General features: G+C 67.8%; 10 protein-coding genes and 1 other RNA gene. All 11 read left to right on the top strand.

Features of this window, described 5'->3' with window-relative positions; translation table 11 throughout:
- The first annotated feature begins 227 nt into the window (after positions 1 to 227).
- The 11 genes from BKA25_RS22260 (at position 228) to BKA25_RS22210 (ending at position 16,391) form a co-directional block, all read left to right on the top strand.
- The gene (locus BKA25_RS22260; protein WP_069853293.1) at positions 228 to 731 is read left to right on the top strand and encodes a PadR family transcriptional regulator; all 504 of its coding nucleotides are present in this window, start codon (positions 228 to 230) and stop codon (positions 729 to 731) included.
- 75 nt (positions 732 to 806) lie between these two features.
- Entirely contained in the window at positions 807 to 1,907 is a 1,101-nt protein-coding gene (gene prfB, locus BKA25_RS22255; RefSeq protein ID WP_069846921.1) for a peptide chain release factor 2, read from the top strand.
- Positions 1,908 to 2,013: 106 nt separating this feature from the next.
- Positions 2,014 to 2,703: a cell division ATP-binding protein FtsE gene (gene ftsE / locus BKA25_RS22250; protein WP_069846923.1), complete on the top strand. Its 690-nt coding sequence runs from the start codon at positions 2,014 to 2,016 to the stop codon at positions 2,701 to 2,703.
- Between the two features lie 74 nt (positions 2,704 to 2,777).
- Positions 2,778 to 3,680, top strand: coding sequence for a permease-like cell division protein FtsX (gene ftsX / locus BKA25_RS22245; protein WP_069846924.1), 903 nt, complete (start codon positions 2,778 to 2,780; stop codon positions 3,678 to 3,680).
- Positions 3,681 to 3,950: 270 nt separating this feature from the next.
- Positions 3,951 to 4,430, top strand: a complete 480-nt coding sequence (gene smpB, locus BKA25_RS22240; protein WP_069846926.1) for an SsrA-binding protein SmpB — start codon at positions 3,951 to 3,953, stop codon at positions 4,428 to 4,430.
- Positions 4,431 to 4,534: 104 nt separating this feature from the next.
- Positions 4,535 to 4,906: a transfer-messenger RNA gene (ssrA, locus tag BKA25_RS22235) on the top strand.
- Positions 4,907 to 5,146: 240 nt separating this feature from the next.
- The gene (locus BKA25_RS22230; protein WP_069846928.1) at positions 5,147 to 5,575 is read left to right on the top strand and encodes a MerR family transcriptional regulator; all 429 of its coding nucleotides are present in this window, start codon (positions 5,147 to 5,149) and stop codon (positions 5,573 to 5,575) included.
- 35 nt (positions 5,576 to 5,610) lie between these two features.
- Positions 5,611 to 6,306, top strand: a complete 696-nt coding sequence (locus tag BKA25_RS22225; RefSeq protein ID WP_069846930.1) for a nitroreductase — start codon at positions 5,611 to 5,613, stop codon at positions 6,304 to 6,306.
- Positions 6,307 to 6,531: 225 nt separating this feature from the next.
- Complete coding sequence (locus BKA25_RS22220; RefSeq protein ID WP_069846931.1) at positions 6,532 to 7,431, top strand: LLM class F420-dependent oxidoreductase; 900 nt, start codon at positions 6,532 to 6,534, stop codon at positions 7,429 to 7,431.
- Between the two features lie 793 nt (positions 7,432 to 8,224).
- Complete coding sequence (locus BKA25_RS22215) at positions 8,225 to 10,960, top strand: type I polyketide synthase (protein ID WP_069846933.1); 2,736 nt, start codon at positions 8,225 to 8,227, stop codon at positions 10,958 to 10,960.
- Positions 10,961 to 11,060: 100 nt separating this feature from the next.
- Complete coding sequence (locus BKA25_RS22210) at positions 11,061 to 16,391, top strand: non-ribosomal peptide synthetase/MFS transporter (protein WP_069846935.1); 5,331 nt, start codon at positions 11,061 to 11,063, stop codon at positions 16,389 to 16,391.
- Positions 16,392 to 16,546: the final 155 nt, after the last annotated feature.

Genomic DNA, 16,546 nt, shown 5'->3' with positions numbered 1-16,546 from the left:
GCCCGCCGCCACCCGGATGACGAGGCCTCCGGGGAGCAATCGACGAACATGACCCGACCGGTGGTGCAGCCGATGCGATAGGGGACCAGGGAGAAAGCAGTTGCGGTCCTACCGCCGCCGGGTCTCCCCGACTCACCCATTCGAGCGGCAGTACCCCCGTGACCGGGGGCGGAACGGATCATCAGGCCACTGTGGACAGCGTCGACGACCCGTGGCACCGTGAAGGAGTGTCGGAGTTGAACGCCACTTCAGCCGCCCTTCTCGGCCTGCTTCATGAAGGACCGAGGACGGGTGGGGAACTCGTAGCCGCAGCGCGTGAGCGCTTCGGTGTGTTCTTCAGCGTCACCCGCAGTCAGGTATACCGCGAGCTGCCGGTGTTGGCTGAGGAAGGGCTGTTGAAGCTCGGGCGCCAAGGGCCCCGATCCTCTCAGCAGTATGTGATCACCCCAGCAGGCCGTCGAGCCTTCCGATCCTGGTTGAACGCCGATGTGGGGCAGGACAGCGTGCGCAGCCCGTTGGTGCTGCGTCTGGCCCATTCCGGGAGCCTCACGACGCGGCAACGGCGCAAGCTGGTGGAGGACGCCAGGCCGATGGCCATCGCGCGGCTCGATGCGGCGAAAGCAGCGGCCAGAGCTGCGTCGGGAGACCCCTATGCCAAGGCTGCCGCCGACTTCGCCGTCGGACACAGCCGGGCACTCGTGAAGCTGGTGGATGCCATTCCACTGGGCTGAAACCGGCCCGCGGGCCGGGGGCGTAGACCTCCCACTTGAGCGAACCGGGCCGGCTGCCGCGTACCCTTCGAACCCGTGAATCCCGATGTCGCAGCCGATCTCAAGGAACTGTCCGGCACGCTCAGCAGCATCGAGGCAGTGATGGGCCTGGACGATCTGCGGGCCCGCATCGCGGAGCTGGAGGAGGAGGCGGCGCTCCCCGGCCTCTGGGATGACGTCGAACACGCGCAGAACATCACCAGCCAACTAGCACACCGACAGGGTGAGCTACGCCGGGTGGAGCGTCTCCGAGGCCGCCTCGACGACCTGGGGGTGCTCTACGAGCTTGCCGAGGAGGAGGGCGACTCCGGTTCGGTCGAGGAGGCCGACACGGAGCGGGACCGGCTGCGGCGCGACATCGCCAGCGTCGAGGTTCGGACCCTGCTCTCCGGCGAGTACGACGAGCGCGACGCGCTCGTGACGGTGCGAGCCGAGGCGGGCGGCGTCGATGCCGCGGACTTCACCGAGATGCTGATGCGGATGTATCTGCGGTGGGCGGAGCGCCACGGCTATCGCACCGATGTCTTCGAGACCTCCTATGCCGAGGAGGCGGGCATCAAGTCGACCACCTTCAAGGTGGTGGCCCCGTTCGCCTACGGCACCCTCTCGGTCGAGCAGGGCACCCACCGACTGGTGCGGATCTCGCCCTTCGACAATCAGGGTCGTCGACAGACCTCGTTCGCCGGTGTCGAGGTGGTGCCCGCAGTCGAGCAGTCCGACCACGTGGAGATCGACGAGAAGGAACTCCGGATCGACGTCTACCGCTCCTCGGGCCCCGGTGGTCAGGGCGTGAACACGACCGACTCGGCCGTGCGAATCACCCATATCCCCAGTGGCATCGTCGTCTCCTGCCAGAACGAGCGTTCCCAGCTGCAGAACCGTGCGACCGCGATGGGCGTGTTGCAGGCGAAGCTGTTGGAACGGCAACGGCGGGAGCAGCAGGCCAAGATCGACGCGCTCAAGGGCGACGGCGGGTCGAGCTGGGGCAATCAGATGCGCACTTATGTGTTGCACCCTTATCAGATGGTCAAGGATCTGCGGACCGAATACGAGGTCGGCAATCCGGGGGCGGTTCTCGATGGCGACATCGATGCGTTCCTGGAAGCAGGAATCCGTTGGCGTAAGCAGAGCGAGTGATCTTTTTCGCGACGCTGTGCACCTGATTCGGCGTTGATCATCACGCCTGGTGACAGCGCCGGGCGATGAGCGGTACCGCTGTGACCCAAGAGTAGGATGGCCATCCGTGATCCGGCTTGAGCACGTCTCCAAGGCGTACAAGACGTCGACCAGGCCCGCCCTCGACGATGTGTCGGTCAATGTCGACAAGGGCGAGTTCGTGTTCCTCATCGGACCATCCGGTTCGGGGAAGTCGACATTCCTGCGCCTGCTACTGCGCGAGGAGCTGCCCAGCAAGGGCTCCATCCACGTGGATACCTGGAATCTGACGAAGTTGCCCCGCCGACGGGTGCCGAAGCTGCGTCAGCGCATCGGCTGCGTCTTCCAGGACTTCCGGTTGTTGGTGAACAAGACGGTCGCCGAGAACGTCGCGTTCGCGCTCGAGGTGATCGGCAAACCGCCGAACACCGTGCGCAAGGTGGTGCCCGAGGTCCTGCAGTTGGTCGGCCTCGATGGCAAGGCCGACCGGATGCCCAACGAGCTCTCCGGTGGTGAGCAGCAGCGGGTCGCCATCGCACGGGCGTTCGTCAACCGGCCGTTGGTCCTACTCGCCGATGAGCCGACCGGAAACCTGGACCCCGACACGAGCCAGGACATCATGTTGCTGCTGGAGCGGATCAACCGCACCGGCACCACGGTGTTGATGGCGACGCACGACCACTCGATCGTCGACTCGATGCGGCGTCGTGTCGTCGAGCTGCAGCTCGGCAAGGTCGTCCGAGACGACTCGCGAGGCGTTTACGGCGTCGGTCGCTAGCCCCCGACTAGGACCGATCCCAGCCCCGTACCCATCCCCTTCCCCGCCCCCGGATTCGAGGAACGCAGCCCCCCATGCGCGCCAGTTTCGTGTTCAGCGAGGTTCTCACCGGCTTGCGCCGGAATGTCACGATGACCGTCGCGATGATCCTCACCACCGCGATCTCGCTCGGTCTGCTCGGCGGCGGGCTGCTCGTCGTGCGGATGATCGACCAGATGGAAGACCTGTTCCAGGAACGGGTCGAGGTCTACGTCTATCTCACCGAGGACGTCAGCGCGACGGACTCCGACTGCACCCAGGAGCCCTGCGCGACCCTCTGGTCGTCGATCCAGGACTCGTCCGGCGTCGAGACGGTGGACTTCGAGAGCCGCGAGCGTGCCTACGACCGTTTCGTCGAGCTGTTCCAGGGACAGCCCGAGCTGGTCGACCTGACGCGTCCGGAGTCCCTGCCCGCCGCCCTGAAGGTCAAGCTGACCGACCCCGAGCGCTACCCCGCGCTGGAGGCCGAGTTCTCCGGTCAGCCCGGTGTGCACCGGGTCGCCAACCAGGCCGACTACCTGGACCGACTGTTCGAGGTGCTCGGTGGCGTTCGTAACGCCGTGTTCGCGGTCGCGTTGATCCAGGCCGTGGCGGCGTTGCTGCTCATCTCGAACACCATCCAGCTCTCGGCCTTCACCCGCCGAACGGAGGTGGGGATCATGCGGCTGGTCGGTGCGAGCCGGTGGTACACCCAGCTGCCGTTCCTCATCGAGGCGGTGGTCGCGGGTGTGGTCGGTTCGTTGCTGGCCATCGGCGGCATGGTGGTCGCGAAGTTCACCTTCCTCGATCGCGTTCTACAGGGCCCGATCGAGGCGAGCATCATCCCGAGGCTCGGCATGGCCGACGTGCTGATCATCTCGCCGGTTTTGCTCGGCGTTGCCGTGGCGATCTCCGCGATCACCGGTTACGTCACCCTCCGGTTGTACGTGCGGACCTAGACCTCCGCGCGGCTGCGGCCGCCGGCATAGCGCGACAACGGGCTGTCTCCTCGCGGAGGCGGCCCGTTGTGCGTTCTCAAAGGCGCGCTACCGGCCGCTGCGGGCCTTCCGGCGCGGACTGCGGCCTCTCCGGTGGCCCACGTTGTCTCGGTGGCTGTCGTGGCGGCTGTTGTCAGGGGTGCCGTTGGGTACCGGCCACCCTGGAGTGCAGGCGTTGGGCAGGCGCCGCCTTACGGAAATGACGTTGCCCAGCGGGTTAGAGTCGTCGTCATGCCCAGGGAACAAGGCCGCAAGGTGATCGCGTCGAACCGCAAGGCCCGGCATGACTTCCAGATCCAGGACACGTTCGAAGCGGGTGTGGTGCTGGTCGGTACCGAGGTCAAGGCGTTGCGGGCCGGACGTGCCTCGTTGGTGGACGCCTTCGCCACCGTCGACGACGGCGAGGTCTGGCTGCGCGGTCTGCACATCGGTGAGTACGAGCTCGGTACCTGGACGAATCACGAGCCACGCCGGGCACGCAAGCTCCTGCTGCACAAGGGGGAGATCCTGCGTCTCATCGGTAAGACCCGGGAGAGCGGTCTGAGCCTGGTTCCGCTGTCGATGTACTTCCTGGACGGCAAGGTCAAGGTCGAGCTTGCCTTGGCCAAGGGTAAGAAGGCCCACGACAAGCGCCAGGACATCGCCAAGCGCGACGCCGACCGAGAGATCGCCAAGGCGTACGGCCGGGCCTTCAAGCGGGGCCGGATTTAAACGATCTCTTTTGGCGGTATCTTTGCTGGTCAAGGGCGTTGTTGGCTAAATGGGAATGATCGTGGGCGGCTGAGGCGTTATGCTGTGTGCAGTAGTGTCCACGAGGGGGTGAACGGTTTCGACTTCGGACGTTGAACCAGGAGAAGCGTGCAGGTGCAGGCGGGAGACCACCTTGAGCGTCGCCGTACTTCAATAAGCGCCGACAACAAGAGTCGCGCCGAGTACGCCCTCGCCGCCTGAGCGAGGAATTACTCTGTCGGACCGGGAGCGCCTCCGTCCCGGACCCCGGCATCATTTAGGAGGCTCAACTACCAGGGTTGGCCGCGGGGCCTGGTAGGACACTTACAGCGGCTGGGCTCGTCACACCGGCTTGTTCGTGAGACCGGTGGAGCCGAGTAGAGACAAGACGGACTGCGCACGGAGAAGTCCTGGTAAGGCGACGGAGGACCCGGGTTCGATTCCCGGCACCTCCACCTTGGCGGTACGACTCGAAGATGGGCCTGAGCCAACGGCCTGGAGTAGTACCGCGATGCTGGAAGGCGAGGAAGGGCCACCCGTTTGACGGGTGGCCTTCTTTTTTGCACAGCACGATGCGAACCGCCCGGCGCACCGACTTCCACGATGCCGTGCGAGCCGCACACATCGTCCTGCCGGTTATCCCGCTCACCCGGTAGTAGGTGTTCACCGGGCTGTCCTCAGAACCAGGGTGAGGTGACATGAGGATCGGAAAGCTGTCCGAGCGGACAGGGATCCCCGCTCGGATGCTGCGGTACTACGAGGAGCAGGGGCTGATCACACCGCGTCGGCTCGACAACGGCTACCGGGTCTACGACGAGTACACCGTCGACCGGGTGCTCAAGATTCGTGGGCTTCTCGATGCCGGGATTCCGACGAGGATCATCGGCGACATGCTGCCTTGTCTCAATCAGCCACAGGAGATCGTGGTGGCCGATCCCGACCCGCGCTTGCGCGCGATACTCGAACGGGAGCGTGATCGGATGACGGAGAAGATCGGTTTCCTCGCCGACAACCGCGATCGGATCTCGCGTTACATCGAGGCATTGGAACGCGCGGAAGCGGGTTCGGCGACCGCTCCGGAGGAGGGGGCATCGTCGGCGGGTGAGGCGGCCGCCACATCCGGTTGACCTTCACATATATGTGAAGGTTCGACGATGGGGGCATGACCGAACAGCTCGCCACCGCGTCGTCGTTCATCGAGGTGATCCGAGCCCGTAGTTCGCCCCGGGAGTTCCTGCCCGATCCCTTGCCGCTTGAGGTCATCCGTGGTGTGCTCGAGGACGCGCAAACGGCGCCTTCGCACAGCAACACCCAGCCCTGGATGGTGCACGTCGTCTCCGGCGCGACGCGTGACGAGCTCAGCGCCGAGTTGTTGGCGGCGCACGATGAGCAGCGGCCGTCCTCGGACTTCACGGCGACCTATGGCGATGGGACCTATCTGCGACGGTCGCAGCATCATGGTGCCGCTCTCTACGGACGCCTCGGCATCGCGCGGCACGATCAGACGAGGCGCAACGAGGTTGTGCGCGACAATCTGAGGTTCTACGGCGCTCCGCATGTGGCCCTGTTATTCATGCCGCAGCTCGGCGACGGGGTGCGCGCAGGCAGCGATGTCGGCATGTACGCCCAGAACTTCCTGCTTTCATTGACCGCGCGAGGGTTCCACGGGATTCCGCAGGCCGTGCACGGCGCGTACGCCGACACCGTGCGCACGGTGCTGGGCGTGTCCGACGACCTCAAGCTGCTCTTCGGTATCTCCTTCGGTACGGCCAAAGCCGACTCGCCGGTGCGCAGCCTCGATATCGGACGCGTGCCGTTGGACGCGAGCGTTGTGCTGCACGACACGCCGTTGTGGTGACGTCCGCGAGCCGGCCTGGACGGCAATACGAGCCCTAGCCTCAGCGGCCCACCGCACCCACCTACCGCACAGATCTCACGTGGGAAGAGTTGCCTGCCGCATCGGTCACGGTCGACGCCCCGAGAATGCCGAAGCCTGCACGGCGCTGCCCGCCCTGCGGTGGACCGACATCTTCTGCTGCCGTCGCGAAGCGCTGACGACCACACAGCTCACCAAGGAGCAGATTTGACGAACAAGACTGTGGACGTTGACTTCCCGAGCCGTATCGGCGTCTGGTGGAACAGCGAGCCTTGGCCGATCCGCGACGCGCAGAAGATCGTCCAGGAGATCGAGGCATTGGGCTTCGGCTCGCTGTTCATCCCCGAGGGTGGCGGCAAGGACGCACTCGTCGAATCAGCGGCCTTCTTGGCAGCCACTGACCGACTTGTCGTCGGCACCGGCATCGCCAACATCCACTTCCGGATACCCACACCTGCGGAGACCGGTGCCCGAACCCTGGCCGCCCTGCATCCTGGCCGATTCGTGCTCGGCCTCGGCGTCAGCCACGCACCCTTCGTGGAAGAAGCCATGAAGGGCACCTATCGCAAGCCGCTCGCGACGATGCGCACCTATCTGGAGCGGATGAACTCGGTGCAGGCGGAGATCGAGGAAGGCGTCAGGCCCGCCCGAGTGCTGGCCGCGCTCGGACCGAAGATGATCGAGCTCTCCGGTGAACTCGCCGACGGAGCACACCCCTATCTCGTCACGCCCGAACAAACAGCGGCGACTCGGAACATCCTCGGTCCCGACAAGTGGCTCGTGCCCGAGCAAGCTGTGGCGATCGGCGGTGACGAAGAAGACCAACTCCGATGGGCGCATACTCACGTCGGGTTCTACGTGGGGCTGCAGAACTACCGGAACTCCTGGCTGCGGCAGGGTTTCGACGAGTCCGACCTGATCCCCGGCGGATCCGACCGGTTGGTCCGCGCGCTGGTCGGAATGGGTACCGCAGAACGGGCCGCAGCCTCGATCACCGCACACCTCGATGCGGGTGCCGATCATGTCGTCGTCCAGATCGTCGGCGACGGACCGACCACGGACCCGAGGTCCGCCCTGCGCGAACTCGCCACCGTGCTGCAACTCTGAAGTCGGGTCACGCTTCTGCGTCGGCGGTGAGAAATGATCGAGGCCCGCACGCCATCGCGTGCGGGCCTCGATGTCCTCCCCGGAGTGTGTGGTCCACAGCTGGATCACGCTCCCTGCTAGCTGGAGGTAATGCGGAGCGAATGATTCCTTAGCGGGGAAATCGCGAGGGTTCATTGCCTCCAGTTGAACGTCGATTTGGCACTTTCGAATTCCGAGTTCGGCTTCGAGATTATCTGAAAACTACCCGGTCGCATGGTCAACGATAATGTGTGTGGCGACCAACGTTCTTAATCTGTGTTCGGTTCGGAAGGCCAGGCGTCGCTCTTAGCGCCGGGTTCCTTCGCCGTTGGTTCTTCCCGGGCCCCGCTGACGGTCACTGGGCACCGCTGCCGGACGCCGTGACCCGGAATGGCTTGATCGGGCCGCCCAGGTTGCCCCGCCCTGCGCGCGTGCGCTGGTACGACCCGGGCGGCTTCAAGGGTGCCGAGACAGGGCTTCGCCCCGAGGGGTTAGTCGATTTCTCGAGCCAATCAATCCGGCTTCGACAGTCGGACGGCAGTTATATCCGTCATGTCTGCGGCAGTTTAACCTGATGTTTACTCGTTTCAATGAGACTCCCACCTCGAATCCAGGAAAACCGACAGTAGGGCGTATCGATACCTCATCGATACGCGGCTGACTGTTGCCTTGCCGGACCGAGCGATTGGCGGAGAATGCCCGAAGGCCCTGTGCGACCGGCGAAATCAATCGGGCCGCGACGCCGATCCGCCGCCGCTGCCGGGGAGTGGGGCGTGTGAGCGACACCGAGGGATACGACGAGGACCTGCAGTCCTCGGTAGCCGTCGTCGGACTGGCCGCTCGGGTGCCCGGCGTCGCCGACCTCGACGAGTTCTGGGCCGCGTTGGTCGAGGGTCGCGATCTGACCAGCAGGCTCGACTCCGGCCGCCGGTATGGGCTACTCGCCGACACCGATCGGTTCGACGCCGCGTTCTTCGGGATCTCGCCGCAGGATGCGCAGCTGCTCGATCCGCAGACCCGGGTGTTCCTCGAGTGCGCCTGGGAGGCACTGGAGCACGGGGGCTACGACCCGCACACCTACCCGGGCGCCATCGGCGTGTACGCCGGAAGCGGCGAGTCGGATCACCTCACCGCGCTGCGCGCGCAGCGGCACCGTTTCCCGCACGTGACCGACGAACAGCTTCGACTCGCGGGCAGCCGGGACCTCCTCACCAGCCGGGTGGCCTACGCGTTGAATCTGCACGGGCCCGCCATCACCGTGCACACCGCCTGCTCCACCTCCCTCGTGGCCACCCATCTGGCCGGTCAGGCCCTGCTTGCCGGCGACTGCGACCTGGCGTTGGCCGGGGGAGTCACGGTGCGCGGCATTGCAGGCGCGGGCGAGGCCGACGACCTTCTCTCGCCGAGCGGCTACTGCCGTCCGTTCGATGCCGAGGCCGACGGAATGGTCGGTGCCGATGGGGCGGGCGTCGTCCTGCTGAAACGGCTGACCGAGGCGTTGGAGGACGGGGATCACGTCCACGCCGTGATTCGTGGTTCGGCTCTCGGCAACGACGGCTCCACGAAGATGGGCTTCACCGCTCCCAGCGTGACCGGGCAGGTGGCGGCGATCCGCTCCGCGCACCTGCTCGCGGACGTCGACCCGGACACCATCGGATATGTCGAGGCGCACGGGACCGGCACCGCGATCGGCGATGCGATCGAGTTCCGTGCGCTGACGGAGGCATTCGGGGCTGAGCTACCCCAGCCGTGCGTGCTCGGCTCCGTCAAGTCGAACATCGGCCACGCCGACACTGCGGCAGGCGTGCTCGGCCTCATCAAGGTCGTGCTCTCGTTGCGCCACGGCCTCATTCCGGGCACCGCACACTTCCGCAGTCCCAACCCGCATCTCGATCTCGCGGCAGGCCGGTTCACGGTGACCAGCACCGCGACGTCATGGCCGGCCGGTGCCGTGCCGCGACGCGCGGGGGTCAATTCCACCGGGGTCGGCGGCACCAACGCGCATCTGATCGTCGAGGAGGCACCCGCCCCGCCGCCACCCGCAGGCGAGGACGGCCCTCATCTGCTGCCGTTGTCGGCACGCACCGCCGCAGCGCTGACCGAATCGGCGGCGCGGCTGTCCGCGCACCTGGACCGGAATCCAGTGGGCATCGCCGAGACGGCCTGGACTCTGCAAACCGGCCGGGCGGAATTCGAGCACCGCGCCGTGGTGGTGTGCCGGGATCGCGCCGAAGCGGTCCGATCGCTGGCCGGGCTCGCCGGAGCCGAAGGTCCGCAAGCCTCCGGCCGGTCGCCGAAGAAGACGCCCCCGCAGGTCGCGTTTCTCTTTCCGGACTCCCCGGAGCTGCGCGTGCGGGTGGCGCGCGAGCTGTACGAAGCGGAGCCGGTCTTCCGCGCGGTTTTCGATGACTGCGCCGAGCTGGCGGCAGCGGATCTCGGCCTGGACTTGCGACAGCTGTTGTATCCAGACTCCGCCGAAACAGCAGCAGCGACGACGGCGGTCGCCGGACCCGCGCTTTTCGCCCTTCAGCACGCGCTGGCCGAATTGTGGGGCGCGCGGGGGATCGAGCCGAACGCTGTCCTCGGCCACAGCGTGGGTGCCTTCGCTGCCGCTGTCTCGGCCGGAGTACTCACCAGATCCGAGGCCTTATCGCTGGTGATCACGCGGGGACGGCTCTTGGCTCGCCATCGGGAAGCTGTCCGCATCGACGACCTCAACCACGAGTACGCCGCCGCCGTGGCCACCGTCCGCCCCGCCCCGCCGCGAATCGCCTGGATCTCCGATCAGACCGGGGAGCCGGTGGGCGCCAGCGAGGTCGCCGACCCGGCTTGTTGGACCGGGCACCTGCGGCGCACCGTTCGCTTCTCCGACGCGCTCCGGACCGTGCTCACCGGGCCCACCGAGGTCCTCGTGGAGATCGGCCCCGGTCGCACGCTCGAAACCCTGGTTCGCAGGCATCCCGATTTCGGACCCGACCATCTGTTCGTGCCGGGGCTGCCCGGGGACGAGGGCTCCGAGGCTCACCTGGAAGCGCTGCACGCCCTCGGCGGGGTGTGGCAGGCCGGTCTGCCCGTGCGGTGGACAGCGCTGCACGACGGTCGGCCACCTCGGCGCGTCCCGCTCACCACGTATCCGTTCCAACGTGAGCGGTACGCCATCGAGGGCCGCGAGACCGTTGCCGCCGAACCCACCGCCGCCGCCGCGAGCGAGGCACTCGCAGCACCGGACACCCCGCAACCGGCACCGGACGCCGAAGCGGCGCGAGCGCCCGCCGAGCCGCGAACCCCGGTCGAGAAGGCGATCGTCGACGTCTGGCGTCAGGTACTGCGTGTGTCGCAGATCGGTATCGACGACGACTTCTTCGAGTTGGGCGGCCAATCCCTGCACGCGACACGGGTGCTGTCCCGACTGCGATCGGCACTGGGCTCGCAGGCTGCCGGACTCACGGTCATGGACATCTTCGATCACACCACGATCCGTGAATTCGCCACGCTGCTCGAAGAAACATGAGTAGCCCGTGTCCTGCCCGCCGCCGTCGCGGAGCACGCGGTGCCTGCTCCGCTCGTCGCGTACGGCCGACGGCCCAGCCGACCTCCGGAGGACCAATCCTGTGAGCGACCTGACCGAGCTGCCGCCGCTGCCGACGACGATCCCCGGCGCGCCCGATGGCGATCCGGTGCTGTCCTTCGCCCAGGAACGACTCTGGTTCATGGACGCCTACGCGCCCGGGACGACGGCGTACACGATCCCGGAAGCGTGGCGGCTGCGCGGCCCGCTCGAACCGGCGGCGCTCGCTGCGGCGCTGAACCGGGTCGCGGACCGGCATGAGCCATTACGGACCCGCTTCCCGGCGACCGAGGACGGCCACCCCGTCGTGCTCATCGACGATGTCGGCACGATCCCGCTGGCCACCGCGCAGGCCGAGTCCGCCGAGGCGGCAGCGGCGCTCGTCGACGACTTCGTGACCGCACCGTTCGACCTTGCCGCAGGCCCGGTGGCCCGGGCCCTGCTGATCACGATCGCTCCCGAGGAGCACGTGTTCGCGCTCGCGGTGCATCACATCGCGGCCGACGGCTGGTCGACCGAGTTGATCCTGTCCGAGGTGATGGCCTGCCTGGCCGGGGAGCCGCTGCCGGAACTCCCGGTGCGCTACCGCGATTTCGCGGCCTGGCAGCGCGCGCTACCGGGCACCGAGCTGGACGTGGCGTACTGGCGTGAACAGCTCGCGGGCGTCGCCCCGCTCGAACTGCCGATCGACCTTCCTCGGCCCCCGGTCCCGACCTATCTCGGCGACGCCCACGAGTTCTCCGTCGAGCCGACCGTGCTCGACGAGTTGCTCCGCCTCGGACGCCGACACCGGGCCACGCCGTACATGGTGCTGCTCGCGGCCTTCGCGGTCCTGCTGGGCCGCCGCGCCCGACAGGACGACATCACGATCGGTTCGCCGACGGCGGGCCGCGCCGAACCCGAGTTGGACAACCTCGTCGGCTGCTTCATCAACATGGTGACGATGCGGGTCGACTCGGCGGGCGACCCGACCTTCGTCGAGTTGCTGCAGCGGGTCCGCACCACGGCCGGGAACGCGTTCGCCCACCAAGAGCTGCCGTTCGAACGCCTCGTCACCGAACTGAACGTGCCGCGTGAGGTATCGCGTTCCCCGCTGTTCCAGGTCGTCTTCTCCATGCAGAGCTACGAGTCCGATCTGCCCAGCCACCCCACGCTCACCGTCGCGGCCGACGTCGCCCTGTCCTACCGCACGACCCGATTCGACCTCGAACTGCACACCGCAGGTGATGGCGACTTCCTGATCGTCTACAACACCGCGTTGTTCACCTCGGACTCCGTCGCACGGCTGGGCGAGCACTTCCGGGTCCTCCTGCGGGGCATCGCCGCCGACCCGGAGGCCCCGATCTCCAGTTACGAACTGCTCACCACTGCCGAACGCGAGCAACGCGCCCGCTGGAATGCCACCGCCGCCGATCTCGGCCCCGACGAATGTCTGCACCGTCCCGTCGAGGCGCAGGCGGGCCGGACGCCCGACCACCCCGCGCTGATCCATCCGGGCGGCAGCCTTACCCAAGGCGAGATAGACCGGCGGGCCGAGCACCTCGCGGCGCGGCTGGTCGGCTCCGGCGTGGCCAGGGGAGACCTGGTGGCCGTCGTGATGGAGCGTGGCTGGGAACAGGTCGTCGCGGTGTTGGCGATCAACAAGGCGGGCGCCGCCTATCTCCCGGTCGACGCCGATCTCCCCGAACGCCGCCGCGAGGAGCTCATCGCGCGCGGTGGCTGCACCGTGGCACTCACCCAGGTGTCATTGCACTCCCGACTGACCTGGCCGGACGGACTGGCTGTGCTGGCGGTCACCGACGAATCGGGCGGCCGGGCACCTGCCTGCCCTGCGCGCCCAGGCGACCTCGCCTACGTGATCTTCACCTCCGGTTCGACCGGCACGCCGAAGGGCGTGATGATCGAGCACCGGGCCGCGCTCAACACCGTCCGCGACATCACCACGCGCTTCCGGATCGGCGCCGACGACCGGGTATTCGCCCTGTCCGCCCTGAGTTTCGACCTCTCGGTCTACGACGTCTACGGCACGTTGGCCGCCGGTGCCACCCTGATCATGGGGCCGCCGTCGGCGGACAAGGACCCCGCCGCGTGGGCTCGGACCGTCCGAGACGAACGGATCACCGTGTGGAACTCGGTGCCCGCGTTGATGGAACTGTTGGTGGAACATGCCGAGCAGGAGGGCACCGATCTCGGCTCGCTGCGGCTGGTGATGATGTCGGGCGACTGGATTCCGCCGACCTTGCCCGATCGCATCCGAGCGCTGGCCCCGAACGTCGAGATCATCAGTCTCGGCGGTGCCACCGAAGGTTCGATCTGGTCGATCTACTACCCGATCGGCCGCGTCGATCCAGCGTGGTCATCGATCCCCTACGGCGGACCGCTGGCCAATCAGACCTTCCACATTCTCGATCGGGGCAGCTGCGACGTCCCGGTGGGCGTGCCCGGCGAGCTGTACATCGGCGGTGTGGGCGTGGCCACCGGTTACTGGCGGGACCCCGAGCGGACCGCGGCGGCGTTCGTGACCCACCCGCGAACCGGCGCCCGTCTCTACCGGACCGGCGACCTCGGTCGCTATCGGGCCGACGGCATCATCGAGTTCCTCGGCCGGGCCGACGCCCAGGTCAAGATCCGCGGCTACCGGATCGAACTGGGCGAGATCGAGGCACATCTGACCCGCCATCCCGAGGTGGCCGAGTGCGTGGTGACCACGCACGGCACCGGCAGTGCCGCGCAGCTCGTGGCCTACGTGGTGGCCGAACCCGGGCGGTCGCCCGACTCCGGGCAACTGCGCGCACACCTCACCGCAGCGCTACCGGCCTACATGGTCCCCACCTCGTTCGTCCTGCTGCCGCGACTGCCGCTGACCGCGAACGGAAAGGTGGATCGAGCCCGACTCCCCGCCCCCGAGACCCCCGCAGGCGCGGGCGCCGAACGGGTGGCACCCCGCACCGAGCTGGAGCGGGAGATCCACACGGTGTGGGCCCGGGTGCTCGAGCAGCCCGACATCGGCATCGACGAGGACTTCTTCAACCTGGGCGGGCATTCGCTGCTGGCCATCAAGTTGATCGAGCGGCTGCGACGCGAGGTGTCCGGCGCCGCCACGATCGCCGTGATGGACCTGTTCACCCAGCCGACGATCCGCCGACTCGCCGCGCTGCTGGGCGGTGATGTGCCGACGATCCGAGGCCTGCTGCACCGACTGACGCCGCGGCCCGCCGCCGAGCCGGAGCTCAGCTACCTCACCGTTCCCTACGGCGGGGGCGGCGCGATGGTCTACAAACCACTGGCCGATGCGCTGCCCGCCACGCACGCGCTGTGGTCCCTCGGCATCCCCGGCCATGATCCGGGGATCGACGAGGAACGTGCGCCGTTGAAAGAGGTCGCGGCGCGGTGTGTGCGTGAGGTGCAGGAGAAGGTCGTCGGGCCGATCGCGCTCTACGGGCATTGCGGCGTCGGCTCGGCGCTCGTCGTGGAGATCGCCAGGCAGTTGGAGGCGGTGGGTCGGATCCCGACGGCGGTCTACATCGGCGCGATCTTCCCCTTCGCCAGCCCGGGTCGGGGTCGATGGACCCAGCTGGGCAGGCTCGCCAACCCGGACACCGTGCGCAGCGACCGCTCGTACGCGAACGGCCTGACCGGGCTTGGCTTCGACATGACCGACCTCGATCCGGAGCAGGCGCGGACCATCGTCCACAACACCCGGCGGGACACCGAGGCGGCGGAGGCGTACTTCACCGAGCTGTTCGAGAGCCCCATCGCGCAGCTGCACGCGCCGGTCATCAGCGTGGCCGGGGAACACGACCCGGCGTCGGAGTACTACGAGGAACGCTTCCGCGAGTGGCATTTCCTCAGTGCCACCACGGCCGTGGTGCTGCTCGACGAGGCGGGCCACTTCTTCCAACGGCACCGTGCCGAGGAACTCGCCGAGATCGTGACGACCACCCATCCGGCCATCGAAGCCGGCGAGTCGGTCCAGGGCGACGGCTGGCGGCTGCTCGACGTCTCGCGCGCGGACCCGACCGAGAGAGCCGATGAGCCCCGGCCGTCGGGTCGGCGTTTCCTCGCCGTGGCGGCGGGACAGTGGGTCGCGATGAGCGCGGCTGCGGCTACCGCGTTCGCCCTGCTGATCCAGCTCTATCTCGGTACCGGTTCCCTGACCCAGTTCGCCCTGTCGGTCGTGGCCGCAGTGGCGCCGGGGCTGCTCGTGGTGCCGTGGGCGGGCGCCGTGGTCGAGCGGGTCGGTCGACGTGCGACGCTGCTGACGGCCGACGCGGGGGCGGGTGCGGTGGCGCTGTCACTCGGGCTGTTGCAGTGGACCGGGAACCTGCGGACCTGGCAGCTCTACCCACTGCTGGCCGTCCTGTCGATCGCGGTCGCGGTGCAGTGGCTCGCCTGCAATTCGGCCGTGCCGCAGCTGATCCCCAAACGGTATCTCGGTCACGCGACCGGTCTCGTCGGTGTGGCCGCCGGGGCGAGCAGGCTGATCGTTCCGGTGGCGGCGGTCGGGCTGCTGCTTCTCGTGGGGCTGTCGGGCGTCCTGGTGTTGGGCGTGCTGAGCTACGCGGTGGCGATCGCCTGCACGCTCCTGATTCGCTTCCCGTCCACCATGGCGGGCCCGGCGGACTTGGCGGCGGCCGAGATCGCGGCCGGGTTTCGATACTCGTGGCGGCACCCGAGGTTTCGGTGGCTGCTGATCTTCTTCGTGGTGTTCGACGTCTTCTCGGCGCCGCTTCTGTTGGCGATCCCCCCGCTGGTACTCGCGACGGGTTCGGTCGCCGACCTCGGCTGGGTCCTCCTCGCGTCGGCGTCCGCCGGTGTGTTGGGCGGCCTCGCCATGGCGGTGTGGGGTGGCCCGCCTCGCCGTCGGATGCGCAGCGTGCTGTTGTGCACGCTCTTGCTGGCCGGTTTCGTCCTGCTGACCGGTGTGCGTGCGGACCCGTTGACGATCGGGATCGGCGTGTTCGGCACCTCACTGTGGTTGACCATGCTCCGTGGCCTGCACGCCGCGATCGTGGAGATCAAGGTGCCGGAGCGGTTCCGGCCGGGGGTCCTCGCGATGGACACGGTGCGTGGGTGGGCGGCGATCCCGATCGGCGTTGCGCTGATCGCGGCCTGCGCGGCGGCCTTCGAGCCGCTGCAGGCTCCCGGTGCAGGACTGGCATCGACCGTCGGCGCGGTCATCGGGATGGGACCGGGTCGGGGAATCGCTCTGGCATACCTGCTGGTCGCGGCGGCCATCGCGCTGCTGGCGGCGGTGGCGTCGACCTCGGGGCTGGCCCGGCTCATGGACGACAGCCCGGACGCCACCCCCGACGACGTGATCGGGCTCCAGGCGCTGGGTCGCCATCCGTCGACTCCCTCGGAGGGCGCCTGATGGGCGGATGACGGTCCGTGGTCGCCGCCGAATGCTGCCGAAGTGGATTCGCCGAGCGCGGGTAGGCGCGTTTCGGCCTCGGCTATTCGCCGCCTTTCGGGGCGACAACGAGATAGCCGATCACCGGGTTCGCGGATTCGTCGAACCGCCGGTGG

This window comes from Actinoalloteichus hymeniacidonis, assembly GCF_014203365.1.
GTDB classification, from domain to species: domain Bacteria; phylum Actinomycetota; class Actinomycetes; order Mycobacteriales; family Pseudonocardiaceae; genus Actinoalloteichus_A; species Actinoalloteichus_A hymeniacidonis.
The sequence above is the reverse complement of the archived record's forward strand: the minus strand, read 5'-3'. Positions and strand labels throughout refer to the sequence as shown.

What these genes read in the sequence shown, in the direction of transcription:
- BKA25_RS22225 (WP_069846930.1), top strand. Translation starts at nt 5,611, where the DNA reads ATGACCGAACAGCTCGCCACCGCGTCGTCGTTCATCGAGGTGATCCGA.
- BKA25_RS22230 (WP_069846928.1), top strand. Translation starts at nt 5,147, where the DNA reads ATGAGGATCGGAAAGCTGTCCGAGCGGACAGGGATCCCCGCTCGGATG.
- ftsX (WP_069846924.1), top strand. Translation starts at nt 2,778, where the DNA reads ATGCGCGCCAGTTTCGTGTTCAGCGAGGTTCTCACCGGCTTGCGCCGG.
- smpB (WP_069846926.1), top strand. Translation starts at nt 3,951, where the DNA reads ATGCCCAGGGAACAAGGCCGCAAGGTGATCGCGTCGAACCGCAAGGCC.